The 17,861-nt window shown below is 66.5% G+C and carries 15 protein-coding genes; 7 read left to right on the top strand and 8 right to left on the bottom strand.

From position 1 onward, the window contains the following. Positions 1-5 precede the first annotated feature (5 nt). From RBJ75_RS19840 to RBJ75_RS19870, 7 genes are all read right to left on the bottom strand, one after another. Positions 6-1,268 (bottom strand): divergent polysaccharide deacetylase family protein, encoded by a 1,263-nt coding sequence (locus tag RBJ75_RS19840; protein ID WP_044417785.1) that lies wholly within the window; start codon positions 1,266-1,268, stop codon positions 6-8. 139 nt (positions 1,269-1,407) lie between these two features. Further along, on the bottom strand, positions 1,408-2,769 hold the full coding sequence (locus RBJ75_RS19845) for a S41 family peptidase (RefSeq protein WP_044417783.1): 1,362 nt from the start codon (positions 2,767-2,769) through the stop codon (positions 1,408-1,410). After that, positions 2,766-4,127, bottom strand: a complete 1,362-nt coding sequence (locus RBJ75_RS19850; RefSeq protein ID WP_044417782.1) for a murein hydrolase activator EnvC family protein — start codon at positions 4,125-4,127, stop codon at positions 2,766-2,768. Before RBJ75_RS19850 ends, RBJ75_RS19845 begins: the two co-directional genes overlap by 4 nt. Before the next feature lie 20 nt (positions 4,128-4,147). Next, positions 4,148-4,630: a 23S rRNA (pseudouridine(1915)-N(3))-methyltransferase RlmH gene (gene rlmH / locus RBJ75_RS19855; RefSeq protein WP_044417780.1), complete on the bottom strand. Its 483-nt coding sequence runs from the start codon at positions 4,628-4,630 to the stop codon at positions 4,148-4,150. 160 nt (positions 4,631-4,790) lie between these two features. Next, positions 4,791-5,087, bottom strand: a complete 297-nt coding sequence (gene rsfS / locus RBJ75_RS19860; protein WP_044415652.1) for a ribosome silencing factor — start codon at positions 5,085-5,087, stop codon at positions 4,791-4,793. A 316-nt stretch (positions 5,088-5,403) separates the two neighbouring features. Further along, positions 5,404-5,979, bottom strand: coding sequence for a nicotinate-nucleotide adenylyltransferase (locus RBJ75_RS19865; protein ID WP_044415654.1), 576 nt, complete (start codon positions 5,977-5,979; stop codon positions 5,404-5,406). An 84-nt stretch (positions 5,980-6,063) separates the two neighbouring features. Then, positions 6,064-7,356, bottom strand: coding sequence for a glutamate-5-semialdehyde dehydrogenase (locus tag RBJ75_RS19870; RefSeq protein ID WP_044415656.1), 1,293 nt, complete (start codon positions 7,354-7,356; stop codon positions 6,064-6,066). Between the two features lie 257 nt (positions 7,357-7,613). Here RBJ75_RS19870 and RBJ75_RS19875 point away from each other — a divergent pair, with 257 nt between their 5' ends. After that, complete coding sequence (locus RBJ75_RS19875) at positions 7,614-9,587, top strand: oleate hydratase (RefSeq protein ID WP_044415647.1); 1,974 nt, start codon at positions 7,614-7,616, stop codon at positions 9,585-9,587. Positions 9,588-9,666: 79 nt separating this feature from the next. Next, positions 9,667-10,272 carry a TetR/AcrR family transcriptional regulator gene (locus RBJ75_RS19880; RefSeq protein WP_044415649.1) on the top strand — a complete coding sequence of 202 codons (606 nt, stop codon included), beginning with the start codon at positions 9,667-9,669 and terminating at the stop codon, positions 10,270-10,272. 223 nt (positions 10,273-10,495) lie between these two features. Here RBJ75_RS19880 and RBJ75_RS19885 read toward each other — a convergent pair whose 3' ends face one another. After that, a complete protein-coding gene (locus RBJ75_RS19885; RefSeq protein ID WP_044414593.1) occupies positions 10,496-11,416 on the bottom strand; it encodes a LysR family transcriptional regulator in 921 nt (306 codons plus the stop codon). 100 nt (positions 11,417-11,516) lie between these two features. On the opposite strand from RBJ75_RS19885, the gene RBJ75_RS19890 reads away from it, so the two are divergent. The 5 genes from RBJ75_RS19890 to RBJ75_RS19910 all read left to right on the top strand — a co-directional run bounded on the left by RBJ75_RS19890 (position 11,517) and on the right by RBJ75_RS19910 (position 17,828). After that, positions 11,517-12,533 (top strand): NADP-dependent oxidoreductase, encoded by a 1,017-nt coding sequence (locus tag RBJ75_RS19890; RefSeq protein WP_044414594.1) that lies wholly within the window; start codon positions 11,517-11,519, stop codon positions 12,531-12,533. Between the two features lie 160 nt (positions 12,534-12,693). Further along, a complete protein-coding gene (locus RBJ75_RS19895; RefSeq protein WP_044414595.1) occupies positions 12,694-14,631 on the top strand; it encodes a methyl-accepting chemotaxis protein in 1,938 nt (645 codons plus the stop codon). Beyond that, a complete protein-coding gene (locus tag RBJ75_RS19900) occupies positions 14,624-16,138 on the top strand; it encodes a chemotaxis protein CheW (protein ID WP_317528522.1) in 1,515 nt (504 codons plus the stop codon). The genes RBJ75_RS19895 and RBJ75_RS19900 overlap by 8 nt, the downstream gene beginning before the upstream one ends. Next, positions 16,135-17,214 (top strand): chemotaxis-specific protein-glutamate methyltransferase CheB, encoded by a 1,080-nt coding sequence (gene cheB / locus RBJ75_RS19905; protein WP_044418931.1) that lies wholly within the window; start codon positions 16,135-16,137, stop codon positions 17,212-17,214. The genes RBJ75_RS19900 and cheB overlap by 4 nt, the downstream gene beginning before the upstream one ends. Next, complete coding sequence (locus RBJ75_RS19910; RefSeq protein WP_044418929.1) at positions 17,205-17,828, top strand: HEAT repeat domain-containing protein; 624 nt, start codon at positions 17,205-17,207, stop codon at positions 17,826-17,828. The genes cheB and RBJ75_RS19910 overlap by 10 nt, the downstream gene beginning before the upstream one ends. The last annotated feature ends 33 nt before the right edge of the window (positions 17,829-17,861 follow it).

The following is a 17,861-nucleotide window of genomic DNA, read 5'->3' on the forward strand; positions in this document are numbered from 1 at the left end:
GCGAATTAGCTCGATTTTGGTTTCAGCATCGCGGTTGTCAATGGCACAAGCAGGATACCCCGGCTCGCCAGCGATTTGCTCCAGCTGCCAATCCGCTCGATCGAGATCGGCAGCGCCGAGGCGATGCCGACCGCGTTGCCGCGTTCCTTGGCCAGGCTTTCGAGCTTGGCCAGAGCCTTGTCGATATCTTGCGCGGTCGGAACCGCGTCGATGGTGAGATCGGCCTGGGCAAACGGCATCGCCTGCCCCAACGCCTGAGTTTGCGCCACGCTGCGCGGCGCCGCCCCGTCATCCAGATAGCCAAGGCCGCGCTTGGCGGCCTCGGCGATGATCGGCTGCATCGCCGCGTCCTCGGTGACGAATCGGCTGCCCATGAAATTGGCCAGGCCGACATAGCCCTGGAACCGGCTCATGTCCCAGAACAGGCGGTCGAGGTTCTGGTCGCTCGACACCGAGGTCAGCAGGGTCTGCGGGCCGGGATCGTTGTCCGGATAATCGAACGGCTCCATCGGGATCTGCAGCAGCACTTCATGACGCTTGGCCCGGGCGCGCTCCACCAGCTTGGCCGGATCGGAGCCATAGGGGGTGAATGCCAGCGTCACCGCACCCGGCAGTTTGACGATCGCCTCATTGGTCTTGGCGGCGCCGATCCCAAGGCCGGTTACCACGATGGCGACGGTCGGCACTTTGGCGGCGTCGGCGCGTTCGGCGTCGGTCGCGGCCGCATAGGCGGTGAACGGCTTCAGGCCGCCGGCGGCGATCGGGATCATCCCGTAGCGGGATTTTTCCAGCAATTTTGGATTGATCCCGGCCGCCTCCGGCGCCGCGGCGGGCTCCACCGGATCGGACGATTGGCCCGGGACGAGCACGTTCTGTCGCGCGCCGCTGCTGCCGTCGATGATGGTGACGGTCTGCTGGCCGGCCGGGACGGCGGTCTTTCCGTCAGCCTTGTCATCCGCCTTGTCATCAGCCTTGGCGGCCGTCGCGTCGTGCCCGCCGTGGCCGGCCTTGTCCGCGGACTTGTCGTGGGATTTGGCGGCGTCCGCCGCGGTCGCGGATTGTTCGGCGCCGGCGGGTGCCTGGAGCGCCACCCGCACCACTGGTTCGCCGCCCAGCGGATCATCACCGAAGATCGCAAAGCCGAGAAAACCGAGCAGGAACAGGCCGAGCATCGCGGCGATCGCCTGGGTCGCGGTGAACGGCAGCCGGAAGCGGCGCTTACGCCCGCGCTTGCGACCAAGCGGTGTGCTCAGTTCGTCCGCTGTCAATGCCGTGGACCTCCCGAATCAACCGCGCGCAGGATACCACGGGCCGGCGCCGCCGCGGCAGCACGCCGGCCGGCGATTCGGCAGCAAAAAGGGCGACCCGAGGGCCGCCCTTCCGCGTCGGTCAGTCAGATGCGCCGGATCAGTTGGCGATCTTCTTGTCGGTCTTGTCGATCGCCGCCTTGTCGCCGGTCACGGGGGCAGCGTTGACGTTGACGTCGACGCCGTGCAGCAGGTCGACGGCCATCTTCAAGGCCTTGTCGTTCTTGGGGTCCGGCGGCACGTAGGATTGCGAGCCGGTCTTCTCGTCGCCCTCGGCCTTCAGATGGCCGCGCAGCGAGGCTTCACCCTTGGTGTCGGTGCGCGACTTGATCTCGTCGGGCACGTCCTGCAGCACCTCGATATCCGGGGTGATGCCCTTGGCCTGGATCGACTTGCCCGACGGCGTGAAGTAGCGCGCGGTGGTCAGCCGCAGCGCGCCATTACCGGAGCCGAGCGGGATGATGGTCTGCACCGAGCCCTTGCCGAACGAGCGGGTGCCGATCAGCGTGGCGCGCTTATGATCCTGCAACGCGCCGGCGACGATTTCCGACGCCGAGGCGGAGCCGCCATTGATCAGCACCATCAGCTTCTTGCCCTTGATCATATCGCCGCGGTGCGCGGTGCGACGCTGGGTTTCCTCGGCGTTGCGGCCGCGGGTCGAGACGATCTCGCCGCGATCCAGGAAGGTGTCGGAGACCGTGACGGCCTCTTCCAGCAAGCCGCCGGGATTGTTGCGCAGATCCAGGATCCAGCCCTTCACCTTGTCGGCGCCGATCGACTTGGTCAGATTGCCGATTTCGCGCGTCAGGCCTTCGGTGGTCTGCTCGTTGAAAGTGGTGATGCGGATATAGCCGATGTCGTCGCCCTCGGTGTGGGCGCGCACCGAGCGAACGCGGATGTTGTCGCGGACCAGCGTCACCTCGATCGGATCCGACTGGCCCTTGCGCACGATCTTCAACTTGATCTTGGTATTGACCGGGCCGCGCATCTTCTCGACGGCCTGATTCAGGGTCAGACCCTGCACCGCTTCGTCGTCCAGATTGGTGATGATGTCGTTGGCCATGATGCCGGCCTTCGACGCCGGCGTGTCGTCGATCGGCGACACCACCTTGATCAGCCCGTCTTCCATCGTGACTTCGATGCCGAGGCCGCCGAATTCGCCGCGGGTCTGCACCTGCATGTCACGGAAGCTCTTGGCGTCCATGTAGCTGGAATGCGGATCGAGACCGGTCAGCATGCCGCTGATGGCGGATTCGACCAGCTTGCTGTCGTCGGGCTTCTCGACATAGTCGCTGCGAACCCGCTCGAACACATCGCCGAACAGATTGAGCTGGCGGTAGGTATCGGAGGTCGCCGCGCGGGCGCTGGCTCCCATGAATACCGAGCGCGGCTGGGTCGCCAGCAGCGTTAGCGCGGCGCCGGTGGCGACGCTGAGCAGAATTACCGAGGTCTTGCGCATCATCCGCGAACCTTTTCGCCTTCATTTGCGGCCCACCATGGGCCTGGATCAATGGGAGTGCCGTCCTTACGGAACTCGATATAGAGCACGGGCTGACTCGCGTTGGCGGCGAGTATCGATGCGACCTGGGATGTCGATCCCATCGTCGCCACCGGCTCCCCCGTGAGCACAAATTGGCCAATATTAACCGAAATGCGCTCCATCCCGGCGATCAACACATGATACCCGCCACCGGCATTCAGGATCAAGAGTTGTCCGTAGCTGCGGAACGGGCCGGCGTAAACCACCCAGCCATCACACGGCGTTGTGACCTGCGCGCCGGGGCGGCTGGCCAGCGAGATCCCCTTCTCGACGCCGCCGACGCCATCGGGCCTGCCGAAGGCGCGCAGCTTGGTCCCGTTCACCGGAAGCGGCAACAGGCCCTTGGCGGAGGCGAAGGCGATCGCCGGGCTGAGGCGACCCGGATTCTTCAAGGCGCTGAGATTGGGTTTGCCGTCGAGCGCGGCCGGCGCGCCTTTCAGACTTGCGATCTCCGCCGCCTTGGCGGCGGTCTTCAGATCCAGTTCCATCTTGGCGATCAGGTCTTGCAGATTGTCGACCTGGCGCGACAGCGTCACCGCGCGGGAGCGCTCGGCTTCCATGTCCTTTTCGGCGGCGCGCTGCTTGCGCTGCCGCTCTTCGACCAGCGACGCGAGTTGGAGCTGATCCGTGGTGAGCTTGGCGCGATCGGCGGTGAGCTGATCGCGCTCGGCCGAGATCGCCTTGCGCAACGAGATCAATTCGCCGAGGTCGCTGACCAGATGATCGGCGCGCGCGCGCATGTCCGGCACCACGGCGCCGAGCAGCATCGCGGTGCGCAGCGATTGCAGCGCATCTTCCGGCCGCACCAGCAGGGCCGGCGGCGCGCGCCGGCCGGCGCGCTGCAGCGCCGCCAGCACCTCGGAGATTTCGGCGCGGCGGGATTCCAGCGAGGCGCGGATCTGGGTCTCGCGCGCATCGAGCGGCAGCAGTCGCGCCTCGGTCTCGCCGATTCGGGTCTCGACGCCGCGCACCTTGGCGGCGACATCGATCAGTTGCTGATTGAGCTTGGCGCGGTCTTCGCCGATCGCCGCGATGTCGGCCTTGAGTTTTTCCTGCAGCTCGGCGGCGCTTTTTTGCCGCGCGCGCGCGGCCTCGAGCTCCTGTTCGCGCTGCCTGATCAGATCGACCGTCGGCGGCGTCGGCGCGCCTTGCGCGCGCGCGGCCGGCGTCGGACCCGCGGCAAAGCCGATCGAGATCAGGCTGGCGGACAACAGCGCGAAGCTCGGCCAGCCGGGAACGGCGGCGCGCGTTTTCGGACTGGGGGACCGCTCTGATGGCATCGGCAGGGTTCGGCGCCTCGTTATGAACGATGGTAAGGATGGCCGGACAAAATGGTCGCGGCGCGGTAAATCTGTTCCAGAAGCATGACGCGAACCATCTGATGCGGCCAGGTCGCGGCGCCAAATGAGAGGCACAACTTCGCCTTGCGCCGCAATTCGGGCAAAAGTCCGTCCGCGCCGCCGATCACGAAAATTGTGTTCGGCACCGATTCATCGCGCCAGCGCCCGAGCTGGCGGGCAAAGCTCGGGCTATCGAGGCTTTGGCCGCGCTCGTCGAGCGCCACCAGCACGGATTTATCGGGGATCAACGCCGCGATCGCGGCCGCCTCGTCGGCGATTCGGGTGGGCGCGTCGCGGGCGCGGCTTTCCGGCAATTCGTGGATCTCGAGGCCGCGAAGCCCGAGTTTGCGGCCGACATCGTCGAACCGCGCGCGGTAACGCTCGGCAAGTTCCCGTTCCGGACCTTGCTTCAGCCGGCCTATCGCAATCACAGCAAGTCGCATCGGCTCACGCTAGAGCGTTTTCGAGCGAAGTGGAAACCGGTTCGCGGTTCGCGGTTCGCGTGAAGAAAACGCGTCAAAACAACAATCTAGAGCTCCGGTTCTGATCTATCAGATCCGGAATAGCTCTAGCATGAGCGCGCGGTGGACCTCGGCAGATCCGTTACAGCGTTTTCGCCGGCGTGGGGCTTTGCGTCCACAATCGTTCCAGATTGTAGAATTCGCGCACCTCGGGCCGAAACACATGCAGGATCACGTCGCCGCAATCGATCAGCACCCAGTCGCAATTGGGCAAGCCCTCGACATGGAGCTTCTTGATGCCGGATTCCTTCAGCGCCTTGGCGACATTTTCCGCGATCGCGCCGACATGGCGGTTCACCCGTCCGCTGGTTACGACCATATAGTCGGAAAAGGCGGATTTGCCGCGCAGGTCAATGGTGATCGTTTCCTCCGCCTTCATGTCGTCGAGGCGGGAGAGGATCAGTTTGAGGGTCTCGGCGGCGTCAGCTTGCGCCTCGGCGGCCGCAGCGGGTGTCGATGTTTTGCGGGTCCGCGACGCCACGGATTTAACCGGCTTGGCCTTGACGGCCTCGTCGAGCACGGCCTCGTCCAAGACGGATTTGGGCAACGCAGCCTTCGCTAAAACAGACTTAGACAATACAGATGTGGTCAGGGACCATTCCTTTCACTGTATCGCGAACGCCGAATCTCGACGCCCGGCACACATACTAGGCATGTGGGGTGTGTGGTTTCAATATTCCAGTTGCGCGAGCATATCATTTCTTCCAGCTGCCGTCCGGGTTCCGCAGGCTGGTGGACGACAGCTGCGATTTCATCCCGGTCAGAAACACCCAGGCCGGCGGCTTGCGGTCCGCCAGCGTCGCGGCCGCATTCGACGGAATCCGCGACCGCGCCAAGGCCCGCGCCGCGGGCGCGGCCAGCGCCCGGAAACTGGTCGGCGGCCGATCGATCACCGCAATCGCAACCTCGGCTGCGATCCGCTGCCAGCCCTGCCAGCGATGGAACTGTGCGAGATTATCGGCGCCCATGATCCAGACGAACCGCGCCGCGGGACAATGCCGGCGCAAATAATGGATGGTGTCGTGAGTGTAGCGGGTGCCGATGACCGATTCGAGACAGCTCACCACGATCCGCGGATCGTGCGCCATGGCGCGGGCGGCGGCGGCGCGGTCGTCGAGCTCGCGCAAACCGGCGGCGTCCTTCAGCGGATTGCCCGGCGAGACCAGCCACCAGATCCGGTCGAGCTGCAGGCGCTTGAGCGCAAACAGGCTGATGGCGCGATGCGCCTGATGCGGCGGGTTGAACGACCCGCCGAGCAGCCCGATGCGCATCCCATTGGTGAAGGCCGGAATCGCGGATGTGGCGGGGGCTTTGTCCAGCGCCAAATCAGGATCCGCCGCTGCAGTAAGACGCGGTCAAGGCCGGGTCTGCCCGGTGCCGTGGACGCGATATTTGAAACTGGTCAGTTGCTCTGCTCCGACGGGTCCGCGCGCGTGAAACTTGCCGGTGGCAATCCCGATCTCGGCGCCAAAGCCGAATTCGCCGCCATCGGCGAATTGGGTCGAGGCGTTATGCAGCACGATCGCCGAATCCACGCCGTTGAGAAAGGCCTCGGCGGCGGCCGCATCCTCGGTCACGATCGCGTCGGTGTGATGCGAGCCGTGGCCCGCGATATGGGCCATCGCCCCCTCGACGCCGTCGACCAGCCTGGCGGCGATGATCGGCGCCTCGAATTCGGTGTTCCAATCCTGCTCCGACGCCGGCTTCACCCGCGGGTCGGCGCGCTGCACATCGTCGTCGCCGCGCACCTCGCAGCCGGCCTCGAGCAGCATTGCCACCAGCGGCTGCAGAGTAGCCGCCGCAGCGGCGCGGTCGATCAGCAGGGTTTCGGCGGCGCCGCAGACCCCGGTGCGCCGCATCTTGGCGTTGAGCACGATCGCCTTGGCCATCTGCAGATCGGCGGCGCGATCGACATAGACCGCGTTGATGCCTTCCAGATGCGCGAACACCGGCACCCGCGCCTCGGCCTCGACCCGGGCGACCAGGCTCTTGCCGCCGCGCGGCACGATCACGTCGATGCCGCCATCGAGGCCGCCGAGCAGCAGCCCGACCGCGGCGCGGTCGCGGGTCGGCACCAGCGTAATCGCCGCTTCCGGCAGACCGGCCTCGCGTAAACCCTGCACCAGGCAGGCATGGATGGCGCGGCAGGAGCGGAAACTGTCGGAGCCGCCGCGCAGGATCACCGCATTGCCGGATTTCAGGCACAGCACGCCGGCGTCGGCGGCCACATTGGGGCGGCTTTCGAAGATCACGGCGATCACCCCGAGCGGCACCCGGACCCGCTCGATGACCATGCCGTTGGGACGCTGCCAGCGTTCGGTGACGGCGCCGACCGGATCGGCGATGCCGCGCACCACCGCGATGCCATCGGCCATCGCGGCGACCCGGGCCGGCGTCAGCGCCAGCCGGTCGACAAAGGCGTCGGTGGCGCCGGCCGCCTTGGCCTCGGCGACATCCTCCGCATTAGCGGCGAGAATTGCGGCAGCGCCGGCGCGTACCGCGCGCTCCATGGCGTCCAGCGCCTGATTCTTCTGCTCAGCCGGCGTCAGCGCCAGCAGCCGCGCCGCGGCGCGGGCCTGGCGGGCCAGATCGGTCATCAGGGTCGACAGCTCGGCGCTGCCGTCGATGGCTTTGAGAGAGGCGGTCATGGTCATCCGCAGGCTAAAAGGTCTTTGCCATCATACAAATAGACAGGAAACCCGCGGCCGCCAAGGCGCTTGCGGGATCCAGCGGCTGATCTTGGCAGATTACGGACGATTTCGCCGGGGCCACCGCCGACCGGCGCGGATGGGTTTTCAGGCGACCACTCATTTGAGATATCAGTTGATATATTAATATCACTCGATATGGTCCTATCCAGAGCGACCGACGGCCAAATGGGCTGTCGAACAATGGAAGTGAATTCATGACCGACAATTCCAGCACGCCAGCACCGGCGTCCGTCTTCCCGATCGAAGCCAATGTGGGCTCGGGTTTCTGGAAAAAAGGGCCGAGTGACACGCTGCCGCCGCCCGACATGACCGGCCCCTATATGCGCAACCGCCCGGTTCCGACCGCGCCGGTCGCGGGGCGCAAGGCATGGATCATCGGCAGCGGCATCGCTGGCCTGGCCGCCGCCTTCTACATGATCCGCGACGGCGGCATGAATGGCGAGGACATCACCATCATCGACACGATGGACATCGCCGGCGGCTCGCTCGACGGCGCCGGAAATGCGGAAGAGGGCTACATCATCCGCGGTGGCCGCGAGATGAACTTCAACTACGACAATTTCTGGGACATGTTCCAGGACGTTCCGGCGCTGGAGCTGCCCGAAGGTTTTAGCGTCCTCGACGAATACCGCCTGGTCAACGACAACGACCCGAACTACTCCAAGGCCCGGCTGATGCACAAGCAGGGCCAGATCCGCGATTTTTCGACGCTTGGCCTGAGCAAGGCCCACCAGTGGGAAATCATCAAGCTTCTGCTCAAGCGCAAGGAAGACCTCGATGACATCACCATCGAGGAGTATTTCAGCGAAAGTTTCTTCGAGACCAATTTCTGGTATCTGTGGCGATCGATGTTCGCCTTCGAGAACTGGCAGAGCCTGCTCGAGCTCAAGCTCTATATGCATCGCTTCCTCGATGCGCTCGACGGCATGGCCGACATGTCGGCGCTGGTATTTCCGAAGTACAATCAATATGACAGCTTCGTCGTGCCGCTGGTCCGCATGCTCAAGGACAAGGGCGTCAAGGTGCAGTTCGATACCCGCGCCTACGACCTCGACATGGTCGAGCAGGATGGCGAGCGCATCGTCACGGCGATCCGGTGCAAGGTCGGCGGCAACAGCGAGAGCATCGCGGTCGGTGAGAACGATATGGTGTTCGCGCTGACCGGCTCGATGACCGAGGGCACGGCCTATGGCGACATGGACACCGTCCCGGTTCTGCAGCGCGGCAATGCCGAGCCGGGCGAGGACAGCGACTGGGCGCTGTGGAAGAACCTGGCGAAGAAATCGCCGATCTTCGGCAAGCCGGAGAAATTCTACGGCAATGTCGCCGGTTCAATGTGGGAATCGGCAACGCTGACCGGCAAGCCGTCGCCCCTCGTCGACAGGCTGAAGCAATTGTCGGTCAACGATCCCTATTCGGGAAAGACCGTGACCGGCGGGGTCATCACCTTCACCGATTCCAACTGGGTGATGAGCTTCACCTGTAACCGCCAGCCGCACTTTCCGACCCAGCCCGACGATGTGCTGGTGCTGTGGGTCTATGCGCTGCTGATGGACAAGGATGGCAACTACGTCAAGAAGCCGATGCCGGCCTGTACCGGCCGCGAGATTTTGGCGGAGCTGTGCTATCATCTGGGCATCGTCGATCAGCTCGATGAGGTCGCGGGCAAGACCAAGGTCCGCCTGGCGCTGATGCCCTATATCACCGCGCAGTTCATGCCGCGCGCGGCCGGCGACCGCCCGCGCGTGGTGCCGGAGGGCTGCACCAACCTCGCTTTGATGGGGCAGTTCGTGGAAACCAGCAACGACATTATTTTCACGATGGAGGCTTCGGTGCGCACGGCGCGGATCGGCGTCTATACGTTGCTCGGCCTGCCCAAGCAGGTCGCCGACATCAGCCCGGTGCAATACGACATCCGCAACATGTTGAGGGGCGCCCGCGCGCTCAACAACAACGAGCCGTTCCCCGGCGAACGGCTGTTGCATCGCCTGCTCGGCAACAGCTATTACGCCCATATCCTGCCGCCTTTGCCCGACCGGGACGACACGATCGGCGAACATCTGGAAGCCGAGCTGGCCACCGTTCTCGGCAAGGGCAGCCAGGCGCTCGGCGCGGTGCAAACCTGGCTCGAGAAAATGCGCGACGGGCTGAGCGGCAAATCGAAATAGCCCATCCAAGACTGTGCGGATGGGGCAGCGGTCGACGCCGCCTCGCCCTCCGCACAGGACTCACATCGGGACCGAGTTGATGCGCAAGACACGGCAACAGCAGCGACTCGAAACGCGGGAGCGCCTGATCGCCTCGGCCCATGCGTCGATCGTGCGCGGCGGCATCGGCGGCTTGTCGTTGCGCGGATTGTGCGACGAGGCCGGCTATTCGCAAGGCGCGTTCTATTCGAATTTCGCCAGCCGCGACGAGCTGTTGTTGGCGCTGATGGAACGCCATCTCCACGACGAAGTCGAAGCGCTGCGCCGCCTCGTCGAGACCACCCAGGACAAAGCTCTGGATGATGTCCTTGCCGCCCTCGCGCTGCATCTCGGCGGTCTGGCCAAACAGCCGCATTGGTCGCTGCTGGCGATCGAGCTGCAGCTTTACGCCCAGCGCGACCCTGGATTCGCCGAATCCTACAACGCCGCGAAGGTCCGCTCCCATGCGGCATTTGCGGGTTTGGTCGAGGATCTGCTGCGGCGCCACAGCCTCGCGCCAGCCTTGCCGCCATTGCAGATCGCGATCGGCCTCTATGCGCTGTGGTCGGGCCTGGTGGTTCAGGGAACGGTGCCGGGCGCCCGGCCACGCGATCAGCTGTTTCTGGCGTTTCTGCGCGCCGTCATCGGCGCGCCACTATCGCGCTGAGCGGGACATTGATCGGCACCGGATCTGTTGGCAGCGTCAGCAAGGCGGATGGCCTATACCAAAGGGCACAGCCTCTCGTTCGTCATGCCCGGCCTTGTGCCGGGCATCCACGCCTTGAAAGCAGGGCCGGATCAAAGACGCGGATGGCCGGGACAAGCCCGGCCCTGACGCGTGGATGAGTCGAAACCAAAGGCTTTTGGTTTAAGCCGGATGTCGTGCTGCGTCAGGGCGCCATGTGCTGCGGAAACACCGCCTGCAGATGGCTGAGGAAGGCGCGGACCGCCGGATTGGCGCGGCGGCTGTCCGGCCAGACCGCCGTGATATTGTGCCGCTCGACCGCATGATCGGACAGCACCGGCACCAATTCGCCGCGCGCCACATAGGGCGCCGTGACGAAACTGGCGCTGATGCCGATGCCGGCGCCGGCCACCAGCGTCGCGATCAGGGCTTCGCTGGCATCCACTACAATCCCGGAGGGCGGCACGATCTCGATCTCGCGCTCGCCGACCCGGAACGGCCAGCGCAGCACATGGCCGGTGCTTTGATAGCGCAGGTTCACGGTGTCGTGCTCCCCCAATTGGTCCGGATGCGACGGGGTGCCCCGCGCGGCCAGATAGGCCGGGGACGCAAAGCAGCAGAACCGGTGCGGCACCATTTTGCGCGACAACAGCCGCGAATCCGCCAGCTCGCCGATCCGCACCGCGACGTCGATGCCGTCCGCGACAATATCGACGAAGCGGTCGCTCAGCCGCAGATCGATCGTCACCTTGGGGTGGCGCCTGCGAAAGCCCGGCAGCGCCGGCGCGATCAGATGAATGCCGATCGGCAGCGAGGCGGCGATCCGCAGATTGCCCGCGGGCTCCGCGCGCGCCGTCTTCGCCACCTGCTCAATCTCCTCGGCGTCGCGCAGCAGGCGCAGCGCGCGTTGATGCAGATCGCGCCCTTCGGCGGTCAGCGTCAGCGACCGGGTGGTCCGGGTGAACAGCGAAATGCCGAGATTCTGCTCGAGCCGCTGGATGCTTTTGCTGACCGCCGAGGGCGAAATCGACAGCGAGCGTGCCGCCGCGGTGTAGCTGCCCATCGACCCGGCCCGCGCAAAGGCGATCAGGCCGGTCAGTCGTTCCAGCGCTATTTGTTCCTTCATGGCATGAGTAAAGCGAATTACGCCGAGATTATCAATGACGGCGCCGATCTCCACATCCCGGACTTGGGGCCTGGCCTGGTCCTGTCTGATGGAGTGAACGATGAGCGAGATGATGAAAGCGGTCCGGCTGCACGCCTTCGGCGGGCCCGAGCAGTTGCGCTATGAGGATGCGCCCCGCCCCGAGCTGGCGCCCGGCGAGGTGCTGGTCTGCGTCCATGCGGTCGGTCTCAATCCGCCGGATTGGTATCTGCGCGACGGCTACCGCTTGCTGCCCCCCGAATGGCATCCGCATCCCAGTTTTCCGCTGATCCTCGGAACGGACGTATCGGGCGTCGTCGCGGCGGTGGCCGGCGACGTCGGGGAATTCGCCGTCGGCGATGAGGTCTACGCGATGGTGCGCTTTCCCGCCGATGTGATGGAGGGCAGCAAGGCCTATGCCGAATATGTCAGCGTCCCGGCGTCCGAATTGGCGCACAAGCCGACCGGGATCGATCATATCCACGCCGCCGGCGCGCCGATGTCGCTGCTCACCGCCTGGCAGCTGCTGATCGCGCTCGGCCATGACGAGCCGAATCCGCTGCAACCGTTCCGGCACCTGCCGGTGCCGCTGCAGGACAGGACGGTTGTGGTCAACGGCGCCGGTGGCGGTGTCGGGCACCTGGCGGTGCAGCTTGCGATCTGGCAGGGCGCGCGGGTGATCGCCGTGGCGTCGGGCAAGAACGAAGCGCTGATGCGCGAGTTCGGCGTCGATCGGTTCATCGACTACACCAAGACGGCGGCCGAAGATGTCGTGCGCGACGCCGACCTGGTCGTCGACGCGGTGGGCGGCGCGCAAACCGCACGCTTCCTGCGCAGCCTGAAACGGGGCGGCGCCCTGTTCCCGGTGAATCCGCTCGGCTTCACCGGCCACGACCAGGCAAAGACGCTCGGCATCACGGTGTCGACCCCCCAGGTCCGGTCGAACGGCGCGCAACTGGCACAGGCCGCCCGCCTGCTCGACGACGGCACCCTCCGCGTGGTCGTGGACAGCACCTTCCCGCTGGCCGACGCCGCGCGGGCGCATCAACGCGCCGCCCGCGGCGGCATCCAGGGCAAGATCGTTCTCACGGTCAAGTAACCACACCAACGCGGCTCCCCGGTGGTCGGCCAGACCGACCGCCGGGGTCCTGGGTTCGAAGGCCGAAGGCCGTCGACCGGTCCGACGCATTCCCGATGACTTCCTGATGGACATCGTTAAAAGGGGGAATAGCCCGATAGCCTCCTTTGTCGAGTATCCCATGGCCCTCGTTAAAACCTCCAAGATTCCGAAGACGGCAACCGGAAAACCCCCGGCGCCAGCTGCCAAGGCCGCCAAGCTTCCGGTGGCGGCCAAGCCGGCGGCACGCGCCGCCAAGGCCGGGACCATGAGCCAGGCCGACCGCGTGGCCGAGCGCATCGCGGCGGCGACCGAGCAGCTGGCGAGCGGCCTGACCCAGGCGTCCGCGGCCGCCGAGGAACTGCAGGGATCGATGCAACAGATCGCGGCCGGCGCCGACGAGGCCGCCGGAGCGTCGCAGGAGCAGCTGTCGGCAATTTCCAGCGTGTCGACCAGCCTGGCCGTGGCCCGCAACGAGGCGGAGAATTCGCGGCGGCGGACCGAGGCCACGCAGCTGCTGATTGCCGAAACCGCGCTGCAGATTTCCGTGTCGGTGCGCGCCATCGAAAGGAACGCCGAGCGCCAGGTCGCCGCCGGACGGGTCATCGGTGAACTCGACCGCCGCGCCCAGGACGTCGGCGCCATCACCGGGACGGTGAGCAAGATCTCGGATCAGACCAACCTTCTTGCCCTCAACGCGGCCATCGAGGCGGCGCGCGCCGGGGATCAAGGCCGGGGCTTCGCCGTCGTCGCCGACGAGGTGCGGGCGCTGGCCGAAGTCTCCGACAGGAGCGCCCAGGAGGTTCAGGGCCTGGCCGATGAAATCACCGCCAATGTGCGCTCGGCGGTGGATGTGGTGGCGGCCGCAGCCAGCGCCGCCGTGGCGCAGGCCCAGGCGGGCGGCCTGGTCGTCGAAACCCTCGCATCGATCCGCGAGGACATGACCGCCCTCGCCGAGGGCAGCCAGCAGACCGTCACGGCGGCGATCGAGGCGGAACGCGCCATCTTGGAAGCGCAAAAGGGCGCCGAGCAGGTCGCCGGCGCGGCCGAGCAACAGGCTTCGGCGGCGAATGAAGCGCAGTCGGCGGTCCGCCAGCAGGCCGAGGCCCTGGCCCAGGGACAGACCGCGGCGCGGGCCCTGGCCGCGCTCACCGAGGAATTGCGCAACGGCAAGGCCAGCAAATCGGCGCCCGAGCAGATCGCCGGGGCCGCGGAGGAACTGTCCGCGACCATCCAGGAGCTTTCCAGCGCAGCGAGCCAGATTTCCACCGCCGTCGAGCAGATCAATCGCGGCGCCCAGCAGCAGGCCGCGGCCGCGCAGCAGACGTCCGCGGCCCTGGCGCAGATCGAGGCGAGCGCGCAACTGGCCCAGCACAAGGGCCAGACTGCCAGCGCACGGGTCGCGGCGATCGAAACCAAGCTCGAGCAAAGCCGGGCATCGGTCGAGCAGTTGGTCGTCGGCGTCGACCTGTCGCTCAGCCAGACCCGCGACAGCCTGCTGACGATCGTGCAGCTCGAGGCGGTGGGAAGGAAGATCGCCAAGATCGTGGATTCGATCACGCTGGTGACGATCCAGACCAGCATGCTGGCGGTCAGCGGATCGGTCGAGGCGGCGCGCGCGGGCGATGCCGGCCGAGGCTTTGCGCTGGTGTCGAATGATATCCGCGGACTGGCGCGCGAAGCCTCCGACAGCGTCGAGCGGATCAAGGACTCGGTGCAGAACATCCTCGACCAGATCACGCTGTTGCGCCGCGATCTGGAGCAGATCATCGCCGCCGCCGAGGTCGAGGCGCAGAACAACCGCGCCGTCGCCAAGGCCCTGGCCAATGTCACCGACGATCTGGTGGCGCTCGCGGCGGCCAACCGCGTCGTCGTCTCGGGTGCCGAAAGCATTCTGTCGGGCGCGACGGAATCGGCGATTGCGGCCCGGCAGATCGCCGCGGCGGCAGAGCAAACCAGTTCGGCGGTGCGCCAGGCCGCGACCGCCTCGACGGAACAGGCCCAGGGCGCCGATGATCTTGCCGCCGCGATCGAGGAGATTGCCTTGCTGTCGGACGAGCTGATGCAACAGCATGACTGAGACCGTCACTCCCAGCGGCGGCCGCTTCCTGACCTTCCGGTCCGAGGGGCGGCTCTATGCCGTGGCGGCGCACAAAGTGTCTGAAGTGGTGCGGATGGCGCCGCTGGCGCGGGTGCCGCAGGCGCCGAAGAGTCTGTTGGGGCTCGCCAATTTGCGCGGCGCGGTGGTGCCGGTGGCCGGCATGCGCAGCCTGATGGGCCGCGGCGAGATCGCGGTTTCCGACCGTTCGCGCCTGGTCGTGCTCGGCGGCGCGATGCCTGTCGCGCTTGCGGTCGACGAGGTGGCCTCGCTGGTCACCATCGAGGGCCAGCAGATCCAGGCCGGCGAAGCCGATGCGTCGGCGGAGGCCGAGGAACGGCTGCAAGGCGTGTTCCAGACCGGCGCGGGCGTCACCAAAATTCTTGATATCGAGGCGCTGCTGGCTCGGGCATTTCCACGCGAGGCCACGGTGCGAAAATCTTCCGGCGGGGTGGCGAAGCCGATCGCGACGGCAGCCGCCGACATCGTCGTGCGCCGGCGCCTGATTACCTTCGATGTCGCCGGCCAGGAATATGCGCTGTCGCTGGATGCGGTGCGCGAGATCGTGCTGGCGCCGGACAGCCTGGCCTATGTGCCCGGCAGCGACGAAGCGGTGCGCGGCGTGATGGCCTATCGCGACGGCCTGCTGCCGTTATTGTCGCTGCGTGTCCTTCTCGGCCTCGGCGGCCACGCGCCGCAGCACAGCGGCAAGATCATCGTCACGGTCGTGGCCGGCACCGTGGTCGGGTTGATCGCCGACAACGCCCGCTCGATTCTGTCGGTTGATCCGCGCCTGATCGAGCCCGCCCCAAAGGTGCTGAGCGCCCGCGCCGGCGGCGAAGCACGGATTCAGGAAATCTACCGCGCCGGCCACGGTCGGCTGATCTCAATCCTGGTCGCAGAGACACTTTTTCGGGAAGACGTCATGCAGAAATTGGCGCAGACGACCGCGCAGGCCGCCGCCGGCGGGGCCGTCGCCGACGGCACAACAGCCGAGCTGCGGTTTCTGGTGTTTCGGCTCGACGGCAATGAGTTTGCGCTGCCGATCGACGCCGTCGACGAAGTCGCCCGCGTGCCGGAGCAGATCACGCGGCTGCCGAAGACGCCGAAATTTCTCGAAGGCGTCGTCAATTTGCGCGGCACGGTGCTGCCGGTGGTCGACCAGCGGCGCCGCTTCGACATGCCGCCGTCGGACGGCGGCGCCGCCCGACGGCTGGTCGTCGTGACCTCCGGCGCCCATCGCGCCGGGCTGATCGTCGACAGCGTCACCGAGGTGCTGCGCTGTGGCGCCGACGCGATTCGGCCGGCGCCCGAGCTGATGACCGGCGAGGCGCTGGCGCTGGTCGGCTCGGTGATCAATCTGGAAGCGTCCGGCCGGATGCTGCTGCTGCTCGATCCCGCGGAGCTGCTGAGCCGCGCCGAGCGGGGCCTGCTGGATTCATTCAGCAAGACCGCGGCCGGAAAGGACACCAGGCAATCGCGGCCGTGATCAACCTTCTGATCGTTGACGATTCCGCGCTGGTCCGCAAACTGCTGGGCCAGGTGTTTGCCGCGCAAGGCGACTTCCAGGTCGCGTTCGCGCGCAGCGGCAAGGAGGCGCTGGCGGCGATCGCCGTCGCGGTGCCGGACGTCGTCACGCTCGACGTGCACATGCCGGACCTCGACGGGCTGCAATGCCTCGATCGCATCATGATCGAACATCCGTGTCCGGTGATCATGGTCTCGTCGATGACGGCCGACGGCGCCGACGCGACATTGGAAGCGCTGCGACTCGGCGCGGTGGATTTCGTCGCCAAACCGACTGGCGCCGTCTCGCTGCGGATCGACGAACTGGCCGCGGAGCTGGTCGCCAAAGTGCGTCAGGCCGCCGGCGCCAAACTGCGGCCGTCATTGCGGCTTCGCGAGCGGGTCCGCCACCGCATCAGCAACGCGCCGCGCCTGCCGGCCTCGCGCCAGAAAACCTCCCCCGATATCTCACCCGCGATCGGCGAGGGCATCGTGCTGGTCGGCACGTCGACCGGCGGGCCGCCGGCGCTGGAGGCGTTGCTGACCAGGCTGCCCGCGGACTTTCCGTGGCCGATCGTGGTGGCGCAGCATATGCCCGCCACCTTCACCGGCTCGCTGGCGCGGCGGCTCGACGGCATCTGCCAGGTCAGTGTGGTGGAAGTCGCGGCGGTCACCGCGCTGCAGCCCGGTCACGTCTATATCGGGCGCGGCGATGCCGATATCATCATTTCCAGACGCAAGGCAGCCCTGGTGGCCATGCCGGCGCCCGCGGAGGTGTATCCGTGGCATCCGAGCACCGACCGGCTTGTCAGAAGCGCGATGAACCAGATCGACGCCGGCCAGTTGCTAGGCATACTCATGACGGGCATGGGCAATGACGGAGCCGAGGCCATGAGCATTCTGCGCAGCAAGGGCGGGCGGACGATCGCCGAAGCCGAGGAGACGGCTGTGGTGTGGGGCATGCCCGGCGAACTGGTCAAAGCCGGCGGCGCCGACTTTGTCACCCCGTTGCCGGAGATTGCCGCGCAACTGCTCAAGCTGGTGCCGCCATGCCTTTGATCAAGAGCAAGGCCGCAACACCGGCCAGCGAAACGCTCGACCGCGACAAGATCGCGGCGGCCATCACGCAGGGCAGCGTCGACGAGCGCTGGGCGGCGGCCCGCGCCGCAGCCGGTCTGCCCACCGGCCTGGAGATCCTGCGTCAGGCGCTGGCGCAGGAAACCGTGCCGCGGGTCCGCGAAGCCATTTTCACCAGCCTGGGGCGGATCCGGACACCTGCCAGCGCGGCGGTCGTCGCGCCCTGTCTGAGATCGGACGATCCCGACATCCGCACCGGTGCGCTGGACGCGCTGCGGACCATGCCGGACGCCACCGCACCGCTGCTTGCCGGATTGCTCGACGATGCCGATGCCGATGTTCGCGTATTGGCGTGCGAGCTGGTGCGCAACCAGCCGGCCGAGGCGGCCAATGATTTGCTGGCGGCGCTGCTGTCTCGCGAAAACGAGACCAATGTCTGTGGCGCCGCGGTCGAGGTGCTGGCCGAGATCGGCACGCCCGCCGCCCTGCCGGCGCTGGCGCAGTGCGCCGCGCGCTTTCCCGACGATCCCTTCCTCAGCTTCGCCATCGCCATGGCTCGCGACCGCATCGGTTCGCAAGCGTCTTGCCGTGGTTGATCCGGTAACCATCACCGAGGACGAGTTTCGCAA

Origin of the sequence: Rhodopseudomonas sp. BAL398, assembly GCF_033001325.1 — a bacterium.
Classification (GTDB): domain Bacteria; phylum Pseudomonadota; class Alphaproteobacteria; order Rhizobiales; family Xanthobacteraceae; genus JARJEH01.